Annotated in this window: 17 protein-coding genes; 5 read left to right on the forward strand and 12 right to left on the reverse strand. The window is 73.9% G+C overall.

The window, feature by feature from the left end:
* Positions 1–15: 15 nt before the first annotated feature.
* Entirely contained in the window at positions 16–723 is a 708-nt protein-coding gene (locus tag WBQ80_RS06145) for an SDR family NAD(P)-dependent oxidoreductase (protein ID WP_336571317.1), read from the reverse strand.
* Positions 720–1,616, reverse strand: coding sequence for a cupin domain-containing protein (locus tag WBQ80_RS06150; protein ID WP_336571316.1), 897 nt, complete (start codon positions 1,614–1,616; stop codon positions 720–722). Before WBQ80_RS06150 ends, WBQ80_RS06145 begins: the two co-directional genes overlap by 4 nt.
* Positions 1,617–1,859: 243 nt before the next feature.
* Here WBQ80_RS06150 and trxA point away from each other — a divergent pair, with 243 nt between their 5' ends.
* From trxA to WBQ80_RS06165, 3 genes are all read left to right on the forward strand, one after another.
* Positions 1,860–2,240, forward strand: coding sequence for a thioredoxin (gene trxA / locus WBQ80_RS06155; RefSeq protein WP_336571315.1), 381 nt, complete (start codon positions 1,860–1,862; stop codon positions 2,238–2,240).
* Between the two features lie 62 nt (positions 2,241–2,302).
* The gene (locus WBQ80_RS06160) at positions 2,303–3,175 is read left to right on the forward strand and encodes an endonuclease/exonuclease/phosphatase family protein (protein ID WP_336571314.1); all 873 of its coding nucleotides are present in this window, start codon (positions 2,303–2,305) and stop codon (positions 3,173–3,175) included.
* Entirely contained in the window at positions 3,175–3,828 is a 654-nt protein-coding gene (locus WBQ80_RS06165) for a hypothetical protein (RefSeq protein WP_336571313.1), read from the forward strand. The genes WBQ80_RS06160 and WBQ80_RS06165 overlap by 1 nt, the downstream gene beginning before the upstream one ends.
* Here WBQ80_RS06165 and menC read toward each other — a convergent pair.
* From menC to aceB, 10 genes are all read right to left on the reverse strand, one after another.
* Positions 3,815–5,107: an o-succinylbenzoate synthase gene (gene menC, locus WBQ80_RS06170; RefSeq protein ID WP_336571312.1), complete on the reverse strand. Its 1,293-nt coding sequence runs from the start codon at positions 5,105–5,107 to the stop codon at positions 3,815–3,817. The genes WBQ80_RS06165 and menC overlap by 14 nt on opposite strands.
* A gap of 138 nt (positions 5,108–5,245) precedes the next feature.
* Complete coding sequence (locus tag WBQ80_RS06175; RefSeq protein ID WP_336571311.1) at positions 5,246–6,082, reverse strand: hypothetical protein; 837 nt, start codon at positions 6,080–6,082, stop codon at positions 5,246–5,248.
* A gap of 82 nt (positions 6,083–6,164) precedes the next feature.
* On the reverse strand, positions 6,165–7,442 hold the full coding sequence (locus WBQ80_RS06180; protein WP_337282492.1) for a saccharopine dehydrogenase family protein: 1,278 nt from the start codon (positions 7,440–7,442) through the stop codon (positions 6,165–6,167).
* Between the two features lie 802 nt (positions 7,443–8,244).
* Positions 8,245–9,144, reverse strand: coding sequence for a factor-independent urate hydroxylase (gene pucL, locus WBQ80_RS06185; protein ID WP_336572622.1), 900 nt, complete (start codon positions 9,142–9,144; stop codon positions 8,245–8,247).
* Between the two features lies 1 nt (position 9,145).
* Positions 9,146–9,496, reverse strand: a complete 351-nt coding sequence (gene uraH / locus WBQ80_RS06190) for a hydroxyisourate hydrolase (protein WP_336572623.1) — start codon at positions 9,494–9,496, stop codon at positions 9,146–9,148.
* Positions 9,493–9,987 (reverse strand): 2-oxo-4-hydroxy-4-carboxy-5-ureidoimidazoline decarboxylase, encoded by a 495-nt coding sequence (uraD, locus tag WBQ80_RS06195; protein ID WP_336572624.1) that lies wholly within the window; start codon positions 9,985–9,987, stop codon positions 9,493–9,495. The genes uraH and uraD overlap by 4 nt, the downstream gene beginning before the upstream one ends.
* Positions 9,977–11,392, reverse strand: a complete 1,416-nt coding sequence (gene allB, locus WBQ80_RS06200) for an allantoinase AllB (RefSeq protein WP_336572662.1) — start codon at positions 11,390–11,392, stop codon at positions 9,977–9,979. The genes uraD and allB overlap by 11 nt, the downstream gene beginning before the upstream one ends.
* Positions 11,393–11,400: 8 nt before the next feature.
* Positions 11,401–12,261, reverse strand: coding sequence for a bifunctional allantoicase/(S)-ureidoglycine aminohydrolase (locus WBQ80_RS06205; protein ID WP_336572625.1), 861 nt, complete (start codon positions 12,259–12,261; stop codon positions 11,401–11,403).
* Positions 12,262–12,303: 42 nt separating this feature from the next.
* On the reverse strand, positions 12,304–13,566 hold the full coding sequence (locus WBQ80_RS06210; RefSeq protein ID WP_336572626.1) for a DUF6986 family protein: 1,263 nt from the start codon (positions 13,564–13,566) through the stop codon (positions 12,304–12,306).
* Positions 13,563–15,161 carry a malate synthase A gene (aceB, locus tag WBQ80_RS06215; protein ID WP_336572627.1) on the reverse strand — a complete coding sequence of 533 codons (1,599 nt, stop codon included), beginning with the start codon at positions 15,159–15,161 and terminating at the stop codon, positions 13,563–13,565. Before aceB ends, WBQ80_RS06210 begins: the two co-directional genes overlap by 4 nt.
* Positions 15,162–15,293: 132 nt before the next feature.
* Here aceB and WBQ80_RS06220 point away from each other — a divergent pair, with 132 nt between their 5' ends.
* Positions 15,294–16,787, forward strand: coding sequence for a xanthine dehydrogenase small subunit (locus WBQ80_RS06220; protein WP_336572628.1), 1,494 nt, complete (start codon positions 15,294–15,296; stop codon positions 16,785–16,787).
* A complete protein-coding gene (gene xdhB / locus WBQ80_RS06225) occupies positions 16,784–19,177 on the forward strand; it encodes a xanthine dehydrogenase molybdopterin binding subunit (RefSeq protein ID WP_336572629.1) in 2,394 nt (797 codons plus the stop codon). The genes WBQ80_RS06220 and xdhB overlap by 4 nt, the downstream gene beginning before the upstream one ends.
* The last annotated feature ends 2 nt before the right edge of the window (positions 19,178–19,179 follow it).

Genomic DNA, 19,179 nt, shown 5'->3' on the forward strand with positions numbered 1-19,179 from the left:
CCGGCCGTCGGCCGGTCAGGTGATGCGCCATCCGCGGTCGACGCAGAGGTTGATGCCGGAGACCCCGCGGTTCTCGAGCAGGAACATCGCGGCGCCGACGACGTCGGCCATCGTCGCGAGTTCGCCGCCCGGGGTCCGCGACTCGTAGGCTGACAGGACGCCCTCGGGCTTCCCCGCCCAGAACGGGCTGTCGCCCACGATGCCCGGGTGCAGGCCGTTCACGCGCATCGGTGCGAGCTCGAGCGCGAGCGACCGCACGAGCCCCTCGACGCCGCCGTTGATGGTCGACACCGTCGTCGAGCCCGGGTAGGGCGCGTCCTTGGCGCGGCCCCCGAAGAGCACGATCCCGGTGTCGACGTCGGCCTCGAGCCGGTCGAGCAGGGTGTGCACCGTCTGGGTGTACCCGACGAGCTTCAGGACGACGAGCCGGGTCGCCCGGGCGATGTCGTAGTCCCGCACGGTGTTGGCGTCGCGCTCGATCGCGGCGAGGACCAGTCCGTGCACGGCCCCGATGGAGGCGAGGCTCGACGCGATCGTCTCGGGCTCGGAGATGTCGACCCCGACGCCGGTCGCCCGGTCGCCGAGGGACGCCGCGACCCCGCGAGCGCGCTCCGCATCGCGTCCGGTGAGGACGACGCGATCGCCTCGCCGCACCACCTCCCTCGCGATCTCGAGCCCGATCCCGGAGGTGCCGCCGACGACGACGACGGTCCGCTCGCTCACGACCGCTCCCCCAGTCGCTCGGTCAGGTAGTCCCAGTCGCGCCGGAACCGGTAGGCGTGACGCGCGGGCATCTGCGGGGACTGCGTCTCGAGCCATCGCACGGGGGCGCCGGTGGCCTCGAACGAGTGGATGCAGCCGACGCCCGCCCAGGCGATGTCGCCCGGCCGCAGCCGGACCGCCTCGCCGTCGAAGGTCGCGTCGACCTCGCCCTCGAGGATGAGGTAGGCCTCCTCGAGTGGATGGTCGTGCGGCCCCGCGCGGCCGTCCGGTTCGTACTGCACCATGAACATGGTCGAGAGCGACGCCCCGAGGTCGGAGTCGACCATCATCTTCAGCGAGATGCCGCTGTAGACGAGGAGGGCCGTGCGCATGCTCGCCGACTGGGCGAGCATCTCCTGCGACTGGCGTCCTGGGTCCATCTGCCCGGTGCTGATCGCGCCGAAGGAGCGCGTGCGCGGGTCGCGGGGGTCGACGCGGACCGCGTCGCGCTCGGGGAGATCGGGGACGCGATAGGTGTCCCAGCCGTACCGCTCCCTCGGCGGCGGCGCGAAGAGGTCCGCCCAGACGGCCTCGGCTTCGCCGACGGCGCTCCAGGAGTGCGGCACGCCGACGGGGACGACCCCGTAGTCGCCGGCGACGAGGCGGACGGTCGCCTCGGGCGTCGCGAGGAGGACCTCGCCCTCGAGCACGTGGAAGGACTCCTCGAACGAGTGCACGTGCGCGGGTACGGAGCCGCCCGGCGCCAGCCGGGAGATGCCGAAGTCGGTGTGCGCCGCGCCGTCGTCGTAGCCGACGGCGCACCAGCGGGTGAGGCCGCTGGATCCCGGGGCGAGGCCGTCGGGCACGTCGTACACGGCGGAGTCGGACGTACGGACGAGAGAGCGAGCGCTCATGGATGCCTCCGAGCTTGCTGAACACCGACGTTCAGTTCCGGTGAACATTTCATCCGTATGAATGAACGTTGTCAAGGGCCCTTCGGCTCTTCACAGCAGGGCAGCGGGGTCTGCACCGGATTCATCCGGGCGGAGCGCGGGCAGCCTCACTGCACGCTCGGCGGTTCCGGGCCCCGGAGGGCCACGAGCCGGCGCAACGGCGCGAGGTGATACCCCGGGGGTATCGTCTGGTAGAATCGCGCCATGGCTACCGTGAACATCACCCACGACACCATCGAGTCCACGATCCGCGACAACGGCATCGTGCTGCTCGACTTCTGGGCCGAGTGGTGCGGCCCGTGCCGCATGTTCGGCCCCATCTTCGAGCGAGCCTCCGACCAGCACGCCGACGTGGTCTTCGGGAAGGTCGACACGGAGTCGGAGCAGGCGCTCGCCGCCGGCTTCCGGATCACCTCCATCCCGACGCTCGTGGTCTTCCGCGAGGGCATCATCGTCTTCGCCCAGCCCGGTGCCCTGAACGGCGCGCAGCTCGAGCAGGTCGTCGAGGCGACCAAGGGCCTCGACATGGAGGACGTGCGACGGCAGCTCGCCGAGCAGCAGTCCGCCCAGGCGCAGCAGGCCTGACCCACCCGGCCCGCAGGCGCGTCCACGGCGACGGCTCCTGGGTCCGCGCGTACGCTGGGCCCATGACGGATGCCGCGATCATCGGGCGGGTCACGGCGCCCGAGGTGCACGTGATGTCCTTCAACATCCGTCGACGCCTCCCCTCCGCGCGCCGGGGAAGCCCCGACCGGTGGTCCACGCGTCGCCCGCTCGTCACCCGGCTCCTCGCGGCGGAGCAGCCCACCATCCTCGGCGTGCAGGAGGCGCTCGCCGACCAGGTCCACGTCATCGCCGAGGGACTCGGTCCCGCGTACCGGTGGGTGGGCATGGGCCGGGACCCGTCCGGTCGCGGCGAGCGCTGCCCCGTCTTCTACGACGCCGACCGCCTCGAGCTCATCGCCTGGCGGCAGCGGGCGCTCTCGGCCACCCCCGACCTGCTCGGCTCGCGCACGCGATCGTGGGGCAACCTGACCCGGCGCATCCTCGTCTCCGCGGCATTCGCCGACCGCTCCACGGGCGCGCGGATCGTGGCGTTCAACACGCACCTCGACCACCTGTCCTGGCGCTCCCGCCTGCATTCGGCGCGGTTCATCGTCGAGCTCGCCTCCGCCTCGCAGGCCGCCGATCCCGACGCCGCCGTCGTCGTGACGGGCGACTTCAACGCGAACGAGCGCTCGGCCGTGTACCGGGCGCTCACCGCCGACGGCGTCCTGCGCGACTCGTGGGACGCGGCCGCGGAGCGGATCACCCCGCAGTGGGGCACGTACCACGGCTACCGCCGGCTCCGCCGGGGCGGCCCCCGGATCGACTTCGTCTTCGCCGGCCGGGGCGTCGACGTGGCCAGGGTCGCGATCAACGCCGCGCGATTCGACGGGCTGGCGGCATCCGACCACGAACCCGTGCAGGCGGTCGTCAGGCCGCCGGCAGCGGGCGACGACCAGCACGAGGAGGGCTGATGCGAGAGCTCTGGGAGGGGATCCGCCGCCGCGCGGACGGACCGGCCGAGGTGGTCGCCGACCTGATCCGGCTGATCGGGGCGATCTGCATCCCGATCGCCGCGATCGGCTGGGGTCCGCTCGGCGGGGTGAGCCTCGCGTTCGCGACCGGCGGCATGGTGGTCCCCCGCGCGCTCCGGGTCCGGCCCGGCCTCGACATCGCGTTCGGCATCGTCACGCTCATCGCCGTGTGGAGCAGCGTCACCGACCTCTACGTGACGGTCAAGTGGTGGGACCTCCCCGTCCACTTCGCGCTCAACGCCCTCGTCGCAGCGATGGGCTACCTCCTGCTCGTGCATTTCCGCATCGTCGCGGATGCCGCGACGCTGCCGCGGCCCACGCTCTCGACGGCCGTCGTGACGACCGCGCTCGGCATCAGCTTCGGGGTGTTCTGGGAGATGTTCGAGTGGTTCGGCAAGAACTTCATCGACGACGAGATCTACGTGGGCTACACCGACTCGATCGGCGACCTCCTGTGGGGCGGCATCGGCTCGCTGCTCGCAGGGCTCGCGATGCCGTGGCTCGCGGCGCGGCCGGGTCGTCGTGCACCGGATGCCGCCGCCTCGCGCGACTCCGGGGCCGGCCCGGGTTCCGAGCCGGTCAGTCGCGCCTGAGCGTCACCGGCGCGCGCGCGGCCCAGTCGCGCACGAGCTCCTCGCGCACCTCGACGCCCGTGCCCGCGCCGTCCGGCACCCGGAGCCGCCCGCGATGCTCGCCCGACCCGAGCACGAACGGCTCGGTGAGGTCCTCGGCGAAGTACCTGGCCGAGGCCGACGTGTCGCCGGGCAGCACGAATCCGGGCAGCGCCGCCAGGGCGACGTTCGCCGCACGTCCGACGCCCGTCTCCAGCATCCCGCCGCACCAGACGGGCACGTCGCGCGCCCGGCACGCGTCGTGCACCCGGAGCGCCTCGAGGTAGCCGCCCATCCGGCCCGGCTTGACGTTCACGATGCTCGTCGCGCCGCGCTCGATCGCGTCGACCGCGGTCGTCACGTCGAGGATCGACTCGTCGAGGCACACGGGCGTCTCGCACGCCTGCGCGAGCCGCACGTGCGTCGCGAGGTCCTCCTCCGCGAAGGGCTGCTCGATGAGCAGGAGGTCGAACGGGTCGAGGCTCGCGAGCAGCGGGATGTCGTCGGCGGTGTACGCCGTGTTCGCGTCGACCTGCAGCATGGTCCCGCGGCCGATCAGCTCGCGCACGGCGGCGACGGGCACGAGGTCCCAGCCGGGCTTGACCTTCAGCTTGATGCGGCGGTACCCCTCCTCGAGGTATCCGGTGACCTCGTCGAGCAGTTCCTCGATCGTCGGGGCGATGCCGACCGAGACGCCGCAGTCGACCCACTCGCGCACGGCGCCGAAGCAGTCGCCCATCGAGCGACCCTGGGCGCGGAGCTCGGCGTCGAGCACGGCGGCCTCCAGCGCGCCCTTGGCCATGCGGTGCCCGGCGACGAAGGCGAGGGCCGGGGCGACGGATGCCGCGAGCGGCACGCTCGCGATCGACGCCGCCGCTCCCCCGCCCGCGGCATCCGCCGCCGGGTCGTCGACGTGCTGCCCTCGATCGTCGACCCACACGCCGGCCGGCCGAGCAGGGTCCTCGATGACCACGCCGGAGACGTGCCCGTCGTCGGCGACGTGCGGCCGCGGCGCGCCGACCAGCGCCGGGGCGAGGTACCGCTCGATGACGGAGGCCGCGCCGTCGACGTACTCGCCCGAGTAGAGCGGGTCGCGACCGGCGACGCACTCGCCCCATCCGTCGCCGCGGTCGGTGCGCACGTGCACGAGCAGCACCTCGCGCGCCGTCTCGCGGCCGAAGGAGGTCTCGAACGGGCGCACGAGCGGCACCTCGAGACGATGCAGCTCGATCGCCTCGATGCGGGGCGTGGTCTCGGTCATCGGCCCTCCCGGTGGGCGTCGTCGGGGCTTCCAGTCTGGCGCAGGCGGCGCTCAGGCGCGCATGGGATCAGGTCGAGGAGACCGCACGACCCCACGTCGTGCGTCCGTGCAGCCGGCCGCGGGAGGGCGCCGGCCCCGTCAGCGCCGCTCGCCGCCGGGAGGACGGTCGGGGTCGTCGGCGGTGAACACGTAGTCGCCCGACGCGTCGAGCTCCGGGCGGAGCCGGCCGTCGGCGAGCGCGGCGAACGCCTCGCGCGACGCGTCACGCAGGGCCGCCGCGGCGCGGGGATCCTCGGTGCGCACCGCCTCGAAGTCGGCGACGAGCCGCAGTCCGCCCTCGGCGCGCCAGTGCGGTTGCGGCATCCGCTCGAGCGCGCGCTCGACCCTCGGTGAGCGGAGCCGCCAGCGGACCTCGAAGCGGTCGCTGCGATCGCCGCCCGAGATGGCGTCCCGCAGCTCGCCGTAGAAGTCCGGGCGGTACGCCATGACCTCGGCGCCGAGTCGCACGAGGTTCATGCGTGCGTTCCGGCGGATGAGGGGGTCGTAGGTCCAGCGCACCTCGTCGACGCCGTGATCGAGGCAGATCGCACGCTGGCGCAGCTTCAATGCGACGCCGACGCCGCGCCCCCGCGCTCGCGGGTCGACGGCGTTCATGTGCGAGTGGACGTGGAGCCCGTCGGCCCAGCCGAGGAACCCGAGCGCGGCCCCGATCGGCGCGTCGCCGGGCGCGGCGAGCTCGGCCGCGGCATCCGCCCGCCCCGGTTCGGGGACGGCGACGAGGACGGTGCTGCCGGCGTGATCGATCGCCCTGAGCGATGCGAGGTCGACGGTGCGGCCGGCGCCCCACGTCGCGTCGAAGCGTGCGAGGGCGCCGGCCAGCTCGTCCCGTCGGGCCTCCCGCGTGCGGATGCCGGCGCGCCGGTCGGCGTCGTCGGCGAGCGCGTGCGCGCGGTCGCGGGTCGCGGCATCCGTCATGCTCGGGACCCTATCGCGCCCGCGCCTGGCGTCTCGGACCCGGTTCGAGTGCGGCGGCCGCGAGGGCGGCACGGGACAGCGATCAGCGGGCCAGTCGGTCCTCCATGCCCCAGGGCTGGCCGTAGCCGCCGTCGGACTCGGCGCGCGCCATGAGCTCGAGGAACGGCTGCGCGTCGAACGCCTCGGGACCGAGGACGCCCACGCCCTGCCAGGCGCCCGTCGCGAGCAGCTCGAGCGCGATGACCGGGTTCAGCGCGGTCTGCCACACGACGCACTGCGCCTCGTACTCGCGCATCGTCCACTCGTTGTCACTGACGTGGTAGAGGTAGACCTCGCGCGGCGCGCCGTCCGTGCCGGTGCCGGTCACCCACACGCCCGCGCAGGTCTTCCCGGTCATGCGCGGGCCGATCGTCGCGGGGTCGGGCAGCGCCGCGGCCACCACGTCGCGGGGCGCGACCTCGACGGGGCCGTTCGCGCTGCGCACGCGGATCGGCGCGGTCTTGTCGAGCCCCAGCAGGTTCAGCGTCTTCAGCACGCCGATGAACTCGTCGCCGAGGCCGTACTTGAACGTGACGCGCTTCGCGTCAACCCAGCGCGGCATGAGGAGCACCTCCTCGTGCTCGACGTTGACGCACTCGACGGGACCGATGCCCTCCGGGAACTCGAAGACCTCGGGCTCGCTGAACGGCGGCGTCGTGTACCAGCCGCGGTCCTTCTCCCACACGACCGGCGGGTTGAGGCACTCCTCGATCGTGGTCCAGATCGAGAACGACGGCGCGAAGATCTCGTTCCCGGCGTCGTCGCGCACGACGAGGTTGGCGCCGTCGCGCGTGCCGAGCTCGTCGATCTCGCTGAAGAGGTGGTCGGCGGCGTACCGTGCGAACACGTCGGAGAGCCCGGGCTCGACGCCCATGCCGACGAGCGCGAGGCGACCCGCCTTCTCCCAGTCGTCGGCCTGCGCGAACTGGTCGTCGCCGAGCTTCACACCGGGCTCGGCGTACGGTTCGGTGGGGTGCGGCTCCGAGAGGCTCATCGCCATGTCGAGGTAGTCGGCGCCCGCGGCGAGTGCGCCACGGAAGATCGACGGCACGAACTTCGGCTCGACCGCGTTCACGACGTGCGTGGCGCGGTGCTCGCGAGCGACGGATGCCACGACCTCGGGGTCGCTCGCGTCGACCTGCGCCGTCGCGAACCGGGCGGCGACGGCGTCGCCGTGCTTCGCGGCGATCCAGTCGACCGTGCGACGTGCACGGGATTCGTCGTAGTCGCTCACGACGATGAGCTCGAAGAAGTCGCGGCGGGCGGCGATCTTGGCGATCGCATCGCCGACGCCCCCCGCACCGATGAGGAGGATTCGCATGCTGACGACGGTAGCCGTCTTCGGATTAATTGTCCAGTTGGACAACTTGAGGACCGGAACGGAGGAACTTCTCGTCGAGCGCGGCGCGGCGGGACCTCCCCGGTCGGCGTGTGCGGCATTGGTCCTCCCGCTCATCCCAGCACCGGCGGCAGCCCTCGTGCAGCGCGCACGAACGTGGCATCCGCCACCGCGCGGGATACCGCCGCGAACACCGTCGGCCAGTCCTCCGTGACGTGCCGCGCACTCGGCCGGAGCACGGGCACGCCGAACGCGTGCCCGACCAGCGTGCGATCCCGGCATCGGGGTCGACGTGCCCGGACGACGCCGGTGCGTGCAGGTGCAGCACATCGTCGCCGGCCCAGACGCCGAGCCGACGGAGTGCGGAGACGCACCCGATCGGCGCGCCCACGGCGACCGCCGTCAGTTGCTCCCGGTCGGCAGACGGTGTCGCGATCCACCCGTTCCTGGGACGGAACACGCTCCCCTCTTCGACCGCCCCCGCGATCCGGACGCTGCCGACCCCGGCTGCGGTGAGCGTGCGTTCGCGCGCGACGTGACCGAGCCGGGCGAGTGTGCTGAGGGGATCGGGCATGCAACGAGGGTGCGACGTCGGCGGGGCCCACGCCGCCGGACCGGCGCCTCGACGGCACTCGGAGACGCGAAACCGCGTGGGGAGGAGGGCTGCCGGGTGGCGCTGGGAGGAGGATCGGCCGAGCGCACGGCGTGGCGCGGCATGCCGCGGCGGGTTCGGGGCCGAAGTTCCTCCCCCGGGGCAGGAATGGGCGGGATGGCAGCGGTGACGTCAGCAGAACGGCGCGAGCGCCTCCCACGCGACCGCTGGGCTCGGCACGCCCTCTCGCACGACCGCGGCCTCGATCAGGCCGTACGGCCGGTCGGCGGCGTAGAAGACCTCGCCGGGGTTGTCGAGCCCGAAGGGCGAGAGGTCGACGAGGAAGTGGTGGTTGTTCGGCATCGAGAACCGGATCTCGGCGATCTCCGCCCGCTCCTCGAGCACCCGCCGCCCCATGTCGAACAGCGTCGCCTGCAACGCCGTCGAGAACCGATCGGCGAACGCCTCGAGCAGCAGGCCCCGCACGGCGTCGTACGCCGCGTCGTAGTCGACGCCCGCCTCGCCGTAGCGCCACCTCGCCGTCACCTCGGTCGCGAGGATGCGCTCGCGCGTCTCGGCGAGCGTCGTGTACCGGTCCTTCGGATAGCCCTCGAATCCCGCACCGGTGGTCTTCAGCACCCTGAGGCCCTGGATCCCGGCGATGACGTGCCGGTCGTCGCCGTCCGCCACGACGACCGCCGTGCGCACCTCCTGCCCCGTGCGCACGAACGCGTGCTCGTGCTCGGCTCCGTGCGCCTGGATGCGGGTCCAGGCGTACTGCTCGGCCACCCAGCGCCCGCCGGTCACGCACTGGAACGAGCTCGTGAAGTGGTCGGCCAGTCGGAGCAGGAACTCCTCGGGCGCGCCGATGCCGTCGCGTGCGAAGGCGAAGATCGTGTTCTTCTGGGTGTCGGTCGGCACGACGTTCCGGTTGTCGCCCTCGAGGTGGGCCGCGGCGAAGTCGCCGCTCAGCTGCGACGTGACGTCGAGGTCGTCGATCTCGTGACGGTCGGTGTCGCGCGTGACCTTGACGACGCGCACCTCCGCCTTGCCGTAGCGGTTCGCGCCGAGGACGATCGCGGGGTCGGGCATGTCAGCTCCCTCGGTAGGTCGAGTAGGCGAACGGGCTGAGCAGCAGCGGCGCATGCACGTGCCGGCCGTCGTCGGCGACGTGGAAGGTGAGCACCACTTCCGGGTAGAAGGCGTCGATCCCGCGGTCTGCGAACCACGTCGCGGTGTCGAAGCGCAGCCGGTAGGCCCCGGGCGGCAGGTCGTCGGGGCCGATGCGCGACACGCGGCCGTCGGCGTCGGTGACGGCCGCGTCGAGCGACGCCCACGACTCGCCGTCGCGGACCAGCAGTTCGACGCCGACGCCCTCCGCCGGACGCCCGGAGGTCGCGTCGAGCACATGGGTCGTGATGCGCGAGGCGCTCGGGGTGGTCATGCGAGAAGTCCCTTCAGCCGGCGGACGGCGATCTGGCGGAGCTGCTCCGCGACCACGGGTTCCTCCTCGTCGGGCGTGTGCGCGAGCCTGGCGGTGAGCGCGTCGAGGATGTCGCGCGACGACCGGCCCGCAGCGCGGATGAGGAACACGCGCCCGAACCGCTCCTCGTAGGCGCGATTGCCCTCCGCGAGCGCGGCGGCGACCTCGGCGTCCGAGGCGTCGACGCCGGACTGCTCGGCACGCGACATCGCGGCCTCGGCGCCCTGGCCGGCAGGGCGTTCGCCGATGCGCGGATGGTGCGCGAGCGCGCCCTCGATCTCCGCCGAGGTGAACGGCGACGCGGCCGCCTCGGCGGCGGCGACCAGGGCGTCCACCGAGTGGTAGGGGCGCGCGTCCGCGAGCGCGGCGCACCAACGCTCCACGTCGAGGCAGGGTCGCAGCAGGGCGATCGCCTCGTCGCGACCGGCCCGGTTGAACTCGTCAAGCGTCATCGCCCGCACCATCCCCCGATTCTGCCCGCAGGACGTCGCGAACGAGCAGCCGGCCACGCGGCACGGCGCGATCCACGGGTACGCCCGCGAGGTACGTCGCACGGACCACGCCGTCGAGCCGGCGCCCGTCGTACGGCGTCACGGGATGCCGGTGCTCGAGCGTCGCCGCATCCACCGTGAACGACGCGTCGGGCGCGACCACCGCGAAGTCGGCCGCGCGCCCCACCTCGATCGCGCCCTTGGCCGCGAGCCCGACCCGGCGGGCGGACGAGGCCGCCATCCAGTCCACGACGCGTTCGAGGCGGATGCCGCGGCGGCGCGCCTCGGTCCACACCAGCGGCAGCCCGAGCTGCAGCGAGGCGATCCCGCCCCACGCCACGGCGAAGTCGCCGCCGGCGGCGAGCTTCATCGCGGCCGGCGCGGGCGAGTGGTCCGAGACCACGAAGTCGATGACGCCGTCCTCGAGCCCGCGCCACAGCGCGTCGCGATTCGTCGCCTCGCGGATGGGCGGGCAGCATTTGTACGCCGTCGCACCGGGCGGCACCTCCTCGGCGGTGAGCACGAGGTAGTGCGGGCAGGTCTCGGCCGTGATGGGCACGCCCTCGCGCTTCGCGCGCACGATCGCCGCGAGCGCATCGGCCGAGCTGAGGTGCAGGATGTGCGAGCGCGCCCCGGTCCGCCGGGCGGCGTCGACGACCGCGGCGACCGCGGCGTCCTCGGCGGCCCGCGGTCGCGAGGCGAGGAAGTCGGCGAAGACCGGGCTGTGCGGGTGGGGCGCCGCCGCGAGGAGCGCACCGTCCTCGGCGTGCACGATCACGAGCGATCCGGTGCCGGCGAGCGCAGACATCGCGCGCGCCATCTCCTCGACGGAGACGGGCGGGAACTCGGGGACGCCCGAGTCGGCGAGGAAGCACTTGAACCCGAACACGCCCGCCGCGTCGAGGGGCAGCAGGTCGTCGTGGTTGCCCGGCACGATCCCGCCCCAGAACCCCACGTCGACGAACACGCGCCCCCGGGCCGCCGCGCGCTTGGCGTCGAGCGCGGCCACGTCGACCGTGGGCGGGATGCTGTTCAGCGGCATGTCGACGATCGTGGTGACGCCGCCGGCCGCGGCGGCGCGCGTCGCGCTCGCGAACCCCTCCCACTCGGTGCGGCCCGGCTCGTTCACGTGCACGTGCGTGTCGACGAGGCCGGGGATGAGCACCTCGTCCTCGGCGAGGTCCGCCCGGCGCGCCCCGGCCAGTCCGGCGCCCGGGCGGTCGATCCATGCGACGACGCCGTCCCGCACGCCGACCTCGGCCGCCGTGAACGCGCCGTCGACGAGCACCCGCTCCCCGGTGAGCACGAGATCGAAGCGGTCGGATGCCGCGGCGGCGCCGTGCGCGCCGGGCCCGGGTCGCGGCATCCGCTCGCTCACCCCCATCGGCTCGCGGCCCGGCCGGTCGCCGGATCGGTGAGTCGCACCTGGCGGTTGACGTCCTTGTAGAGCAGGTAGCGGAACGGGCCCGGCCCGCCGGCGTAGCACGCCTGCGGGCAGAACGCGCGCAGCCACATGAAGTCGCCCGCCTCGACCTCGACCCAGTCGCCGTTCAGGCGGTACACGCCCTTGCCCTCGAGCACGAAGATGCCGTGCTCCATGACGTGGGTCTCGGCGAAGGGGATCGACCCGCCGGGCTGGAACGTCACGAGGTTCACGTGCAGGTCGTGCGCGAGGTCGCCCGGGTCGACGAAGCGCGTCGTGGCCCACGCGCCGTCCGTGCCCGGCATGGGCTCCGCTCGGACCTCGGTGTCGCTCGTGACGAACGAGGTGGGGGCCGCGATGCCCTCGACGGGCTCGTAGGCCTTGCGGATCCAGTGGAACGAGGTGGGCGCGTCGCCCTCGTTCGCGACCGACCACGCCGTCCCGGCGGCGAGGTAGGCGTACCCGCCCGGACCGAGCACGCGTCGGCCGCCGTCGAGCCCGAGGGTGAGCTCCCCGGCCGTCACGAACAGGACTCCCTCGACCCCGGGCTCCGCCTCGGGTCGGTCGGCCCCGCCGCCGGGCGCGATCTCGACGATGAGCTGCGCGAACGTCGTGGCGAATCCCGCGATGGGCCGGGCGAGGATCCACGAGCGCGTGCGCGTGAAGCCCGGCAGCGCGCTCGTGACGATGTCGCGCAGCACGCCCTTCGGGATGACGGTGTACGCCTCGGTGACGATCGCGCGGTCGGTGAGCAGCTCCGACTGCCCGGGCAGGCCGCCGGCCGGCGTGAAGTAGCTCGGGGTGTCGCTCATGGGACCTCCTCGTCCGTGGATCGTGCGCGCCGCGGCATCCGCTCAGCCCGTCGTGCGCCTCGGGCTCGCCCACTCGGCGAGCGTCCCGTCGTCGAGGCCCGTGTCGGCGGCGACCTCGGCGGTCGTGATCGCGCCGCAGTCGACGCCGCGGCGCACGAACCGGGCGAGCGCGCGCACGGTCGCGGGCTCGTCGAGCACGGCGCCGGCCGTGCGGTCGTGCACGTGGCGCAGGCGCGCGGCGACGGCGGGGTAGGCCTCGCGGGCGTACGCGTACGTCGCGAGGTATCGGGTCGGCAGCTGCGCCGGGTGCAGGTCCCAGCCCTGCACGAAGCCGCGCTCGAGCGCCCGGCGCACGAGCCGGGCGTGCAGCCGCCACGCCTCGCGTGCGCGGTCGCCGACGGGCAGCACGTTCGTCGACCCGTCCGAGAGCCGGATGCCGGTGCCCGCGACCGCGACCTGCATGACGAGCTTCGCGTGGTCGGCCGCCGGGTGCTCGAGGGACTGGTCCGGTGCCGCGATGCCGAGCGCGGCGCTGTAGTCGTAGGTGCCGTAGTGCAGCCCTGCGATGCGCCCGGGCGCGGCGGCCGCGAGGCGCGCGACGGGTGCGGTGCCGTCGGCGCCGAGCACGAGCTGGGGCGTCTCGACCTGCACCTCGAAGCGCAACCGCCCCTCGGGGAGCCCGTGCACGCGTTCGAGTGCCGCGACGACCTCGGCCATCGCCTCGACCTGGGCGACCGTGGAGACCTTGGGGAGGGTGAGCGCGAGGCCGTCGGGCAGCCCGCCCCGCTCGACCAGGGTCGTGACGACCAGGTCGAGGGTCCGGATGCCGCGGACGCGCGTGGCCGCCTCGAACGACTTGAACCGGATCCCGATGAACGGCGGCGCCGCGTCCGCCGCGACCGCCGCCGCCACACCCTCGGCGGCGCGCACCGCGTCGGCGTCCTCGGCGTCGTCGCCGCGGTCGCCGTAGCCGTCCTCGAAGTCGATCCGGAGATCCTCGATCGGCTCGCGCGCGAGCTTGCGCTCCACGAGCGGCGCGACCTCGGCGGCGATCGACGGCGCGAGCCCCACGTCGATCGCGAGCGCCTCGAGCCCGCCGGCCGCCGCGACGGCGTCGAGCGCGTCGCGACCCCAGCGCGCGGGCAGCGCGGGCTCGTACCGATCGCCGGGCACGTAGACGGTGTGGACGGGCTGCCGGGTGCCGGCGTCGCCCGGGTACGCGGTCGCGAGCAGCCGATCGGTGTCGGCGAGCCGGGCCCCGATCGCGGTGAGCACGTCGGCCGGCAGGGCGGGGCGCGCGTTCATCCGAGCAGCTCGTACGCGGGCAGGGTGAGGAAGTCGACGTAGTCGTCGGCGAGCACGAGGTCGGCCACGAGTCGTGCGGCGGGTTCCCACGACGCGGCGAACCGGTCGGGCGGCACGTCGGCGCGCAGCGCGGCGACCTCCTCGTCGAGCACCTCGCGCACGAGCTCGCGCGTCACCGTGCGGCCGGTGTCGGCGAGCACGACGCCGTGCCGCACGTGCTGCCACACCTGCGACCTCGAGATCTCGGCCGTCGCGGCATCCTCCATCAGGCTGTGCAACGCGACTGCGCCGCTGCCCTGGAGCCACGCCGCGGTGTACGCGACGGCCACCGAGAGGTTGGTGCGCAGCCCCGCCTCGGTGACGGCGCCGCCGGCGGAGGCGACGTCGAGCAGCTCGGCCGCCGACACGTCGACCTCGGCCCGCTGCCGGTCGAGCTGGTTCGGCCGCTCGCCGAGGACCGCGTCGAAGACCTCGCGGCAGACCGGCACCAGGTCGGGGTGCGCGACCCACGACCCGTCGAAGCCGTCGCCGGCCTCGCGCGCCTTGTCGGCCCGCACCTTCTCGAACGCCAGCGCGGTCGCCTCCGGGTCGGCGCGGTTCGGCACGAAGGCCGCCATCCCGCCCATCGCGACCGCACCGCGACGGTGGCAGGTCCGCACGAGCAGGTCGGTGTAGGCGCGCATGAACGGCGCGGTCATCGACACCGACGCGCGGTCGGGCACGACGAACTCGGGGCCGGCGTCCCGGAACACCTTGATGATGCTGAACAGGTAGTCCCAGCGCCCGGCGTTCAGGCCCGAGGCGTGGTGGCGCAACTCGAACAGGATCTCGTCCATCTCGAACGCCGCGGTGATCGTCTCGATGAGCACCGTCGCGCGGATCGTGCCCTGCGGGATGCCGAGGCGATCCTGCGCGAGCACGAACACGTCGTTCCAGAGCCTCGCCTCGAGGTGGCCCTCGAGCTTCGGCAGGTAGTAGTACGGCCCGTCGCCGCGGTCGATGAGGGGCTGCGCGGTGTGGAAGAAGTGCAGCCCGAAGTCGACCAGCGCGGCCGAGGCGCGCTCGCCGTCGATGCGCACGTGCTTCTCGGGGAGGTGCCAGCCGCGCGGTCGCGTGACGACCGTCGGACGGCGGACGTCGTCGCGGAGGCGATACGCCCTGCCCTCGGGCGAGGTCCAGGCCAGCGTGCCGCGCGCGGCGTCGCGCAGCGCCAGGACGCTGCCCACGACGTTCGCCCAGGTCGGGCTCGACGCGTCCTCGAGGTCGGCGAGCCAGACGCGGGCGCCCGAGTTCAGCGCGTTGATGGCCATCTTGGCGGGCGACGCCGGCCCGGTGATCTCGACGCGACGGTCGGCGAGCGGCTCGGGAGGCGGCGGCACCCGCCAGTCGCCCGCCCGCACCTCTACGGTCTCGGCGAGGAAGTCGAGCGGCTCACCGGCCGCGATGCGCTCGCGTCGGGCGCGACGCGCGGCGAGCAGCTCCCGCCGCCGCGGTTCGAACCGCCGGTGCAGTTCCTCGACGAACGCGAGCGCGTCGTCGGTGAGGATCTCCGCCCCGCCCGCGACGTCCGCGGCGCCGCCGATCTCGATCGTCATGCGTCGACCGCTCCCCTCCGGCTGCGGGCGCCCTGCTCCGCGCGCCCAGCCTCATCTTGACGCACGAGCCCCCGCCGCGTCACCGGACGAGGCCGAAGACGTCGGGCGTAGACTCGCCGAAAGGGGGTGCGGATGCAGCACATCGTCGTGACCGTCAACGGAGTCGAGCTCGCGGACGGGGAGGTGGCCGCCCACACGACGACGCTCGACTGGCTCCGGTCGAGGGGGCTCACGGGCGCCAAGGAGGGCTGCGCCGAGGGCGAGTGCGGAGCGTGCTCGGTGCTCGTCGCCGCGCCCGCCGACGACGGCGGCACCGCGTGGACCGCCGTGAACGCGTGCCTGCTCCCGATCGCCGCGCTCGACGGGCAGGAGGTCGTCACGGCCGAGGGGCTCGGGACGCCCGAGGCCCCGCATCCGGTGCAGGCCGCGCTCGCGGCCGACGGCGGCTCCCAGTGCGGGTACTGCACGCCGGGGTTCGCCTGCAGCATGGCCGCGGAGTTCTATCGGCCGGGCCGCGGGGCGACTGGGACGACGGAGGCCGCGGCATCCGCTCGCCGCGAACCGCACACCCGAGAGCCCGCGCACCCCGCGCACGACCACGGACCGAACGACTTCGACCTCCACGCGCTCGCCGGCAACCTGTGCCGCTGCACGGGGTACCGCCCGATCCGCGACGCGGCCTTCTCGCTCGGCGCGCCCGACGCGGCCGACCCGCTCGCCGCGCGCCGGGAACGGCCGGCGCCCCCGCCGCGCGCCACGCGCGTCGAGCACGACGGCGAACGCTTCGTCCGGCCCCGCGACCTCGACGAGGCGCTCCGGATGCTCCACGACGAACCCGGCGCCACCGTGATCGCCGGCTCGACCGACTGGGGCGTCGACGTGAACCTGCGCGGTCGCCGCACCCCGCTCACCGTCGCGATCGAGCACCTGACCGAGCTCCGCGAGCTGCACGCGACCGACTCGGCGATCGAGGTGGGCGCGGCGCTGAGCCTCAGCGAGGTGCAGCGCCGGCTCGGCGGACGCGTGCCCCTGCTCGACGCGCTCTTCCCGCAGTTCGCGTCGCCGCTGATCCGCAACCGGGCGACGCTCGGCGGCAACCTCGGCACCGCCTCCCCCATCGGCGACGCGGCCACGGCACTGCTCGCCCTCGACGCGCGCCTGCGGCTCGTGTCGCCCGACGGCGAGCGCGAGGTCGACCTCGCCGAGTACTTCACGGGCTACCGGGAGACCGTCCGACGGCCGGACGAGCTCATCCGCGCCGTCCGGATCCCGCTGCCGCTCGCGAACCTCGCCGCCTTCCACAAGGTCGCCAAGCGCCGGTACGACGACATCTCGAGCGTCGCCGTCGGCTTCGCGATCGACCTGGGCGACGACGGCACGGTCGCCGCGGCGCGGATCGGGCTCGGCGGCGTCGCCGCGACGCCGATCCGGGCGCGCGCGACCGAGGCCGCGCTGACCGGACGCCGGTGGGACCTCGACGCGATCCGCGAGGCGGCCTCCGTGCTCGGCGGCGAGGGCACGCCCATGTCCGACCACCGTGCGAGCGCCGAGTACCGCGCGCTGATGCTGAACCGGGCGCTGCTCAAGCTGTACCGGAACACCGCTCGCGAGGAGGTGCCGGCATGAGCGAGCTCGCCGCACGTCCCGACGGCGCGGTCGTCGGGCGCCGCGTCGCCCACGAGAGCGCCGCCCAGCACGCGACCGGCGTCGCCACCTACACCGACGACCTCGCCGCCCGGCGCGCCGGAGTGCTCACCGCGTGGCCCGTCCAGTCCGAGCATGCGCATGCGCGGATCCGGCTCGACGTCGCGCCCGCGCTCGAAGTGCCCGGCGTCGTGCACGTGCTCACGGAGGCCGACGTGCCGGGCGTGAACGACGCGGGCGCGAAGGGCGACGAGCCGCTGTTCCCCGATGAGGCGCGCTACCACGGGCACGCGCTCGCGTGGGTCCTCGGCGAGTCCGCCGAGGCGGCCCGGCGCGGCGCGGCCGCGGTCCGCGTCGAGTACGAGCCGCTCCCGTCGATCGTCACCATCGCGGAGGCCGTCGAGCAGGGGTCGTTCCAGGGCTTCGCGCCCACCGTCCGGCGCGGCGACGCGGCATCCGCCCTCGCGAACGCGCCCCACGTCGTCGAGGGCGAGAGCTTCGTCGGCGGGCAGGAGCACTTCTACCTCGAGACCCACGCGTCGCTCGCGCACGTCGACTCCGAGGGGCAGGTGTTCCTCGACTCGAGCACGCAGCACCCGTCGGAGACGCAGGAGATCGTGGCGCACGTCCTCGGCGTGCCCGCGCACCGCGTCACCGTGCAGGTGCTGCGGCTCGGCGGCGGGTTCGGCGGCAAGGAGATGCAGCCGCACGGGCTCGGAGCGGTCGCCGCACTCGGGGCGGTGCGCACCGGCCGGCCCGTCAGGGTGCGACTCACGCGCACGCAGGACCTCACGATGACCGGCAAGCGCCACCCCTACCACGCGACCTGGCGCGCCGGATTCGACGACGACGGCCGCATCCTCGCGCTCGAGGCGACGCTCACCGCCGACGGCGGCTGGAGCCTCGACCTGTCCGAGCCGGTGCTCGGTCGCGCGCTGTGCCACGTCGACAACGCGTACTGGATCCCCGACATCGCCGTGCACGGCCGCATCGCCAAGACCAACAAGACGTCGCAGACGGCGTTCCGCGGGTTCGGCGGACCGCAGGGGATGTTCGTGATCGAGGACATCCTCGGCCGGGTCGCACCGCGACTGGGCATCGACGCCGCGACGCTCCGCGAGCGCAACCTGTACCGGCCGGGCCAGACCACCCCCTACGGCCAGGAGGTGCGCCACGCCGAGCGCCTGCAGGAGATCTGGGAGCGGGTGCGCACCGAGAGCGCGTTCGACGAGCGCCGCGCCGCGATCGCGCGGTTCAACGCCGGGAGCCCCGATGTCAAGCGCGGCCTCGCCATGACCCCGGTGAAGTTCGGCATCTCGTTCACGTTCACCGCCTACAACCAGGCCGGCGCGCTCGTCCACGTCTACAAGGACGGCTCGGTGCTCGTGAACCACGGCGGCACCGAACTCGGCCAGGGCCTGCACACCAAGATGCTCCAGGTCGCCGCGACCGCCCTCGGGGTGCCGCTCGCCGCGGTGCGCCTCGCGCCGACGCGCACCGACAAGGTGCCGAACACCTCGGCGACCGCCGCGTCGTCCGGCGCCGACCTCAACGGCGGCGCGGTCAAGCACGCGTGCGACCAGATCCGCGACCGCCTCGCCGACGTGGCGGCGGCGCACCTCGGCGGCGACCCCGGCGACATCCGCTTCGCCGACGGGATCGTCGCGTCATCCGCCACCGAGCGTGGTATGGCGTTCGCCGAGCTCGTCGAGACGGCGTACCACGAGCGCGTGCAGCTCTGGGCGGCGGGCTTCTACCGCACCGAGGGCCTCGGCTGGGACCCGGCGACCATGCAGGGCACGCCGTTCAGGTACTTCGCGTACGGCGCCGCGGCGGCCGAGGTCGAGGTCGACGGGTTCACGGGCGCGACGCGCCTGCGCCGCGTCGACATCGTGCACGACGTCGGCGACTCGCTCTCGCCGCTCGTCGACCTCGGGCAGGTCGAGGGCGCCTTCATGCAGGGCGCCGGATGGCTCATGCTCGAGGAGCTGCGCTGGGACGAGACCGACGGGCCGGGCCGCGGGCGCCTGCTCACGCAGTCCGCGAGCACGTACAAGCTGCCGAGCTTCTCGGAGCTGCCGGACGAGCTCAACGTGCACTTCCTCGAGCGCGCGCGCGAGGACGGCGCGGTCTACGGTTCGAAGGCCGTCGGCGAGCCCCCCTTCATGCTCGCGTTCAGCGTGCGCGAGGCGATCCGCGAGGCGGTCGGGGCGTTCGGGCCGGCCGGGCGCAGCGTGGAGCTCGCCTCGCCGGCGACGCCCGAGGCCGTCTTCTGGGCGATCGAGGCGGCGCGGGACGCGGGTGCGCCGGTCGACGAGACGGCCGGCGAGACCGTGACGGATGCCGCGGCATCCGTCACGGCCGGAAGCTGAGG

It is taken from the genome of Agromyces sp. CCNWLW213 (genome assembly GCF_037199545.1).
In the GTDB taxonomy this organism is placed as follows: domain Bacteria; phylum Actinomycetota; class Actinomycetes; order Actinomycetales; family Microbacteriaceae; genus Agromyces.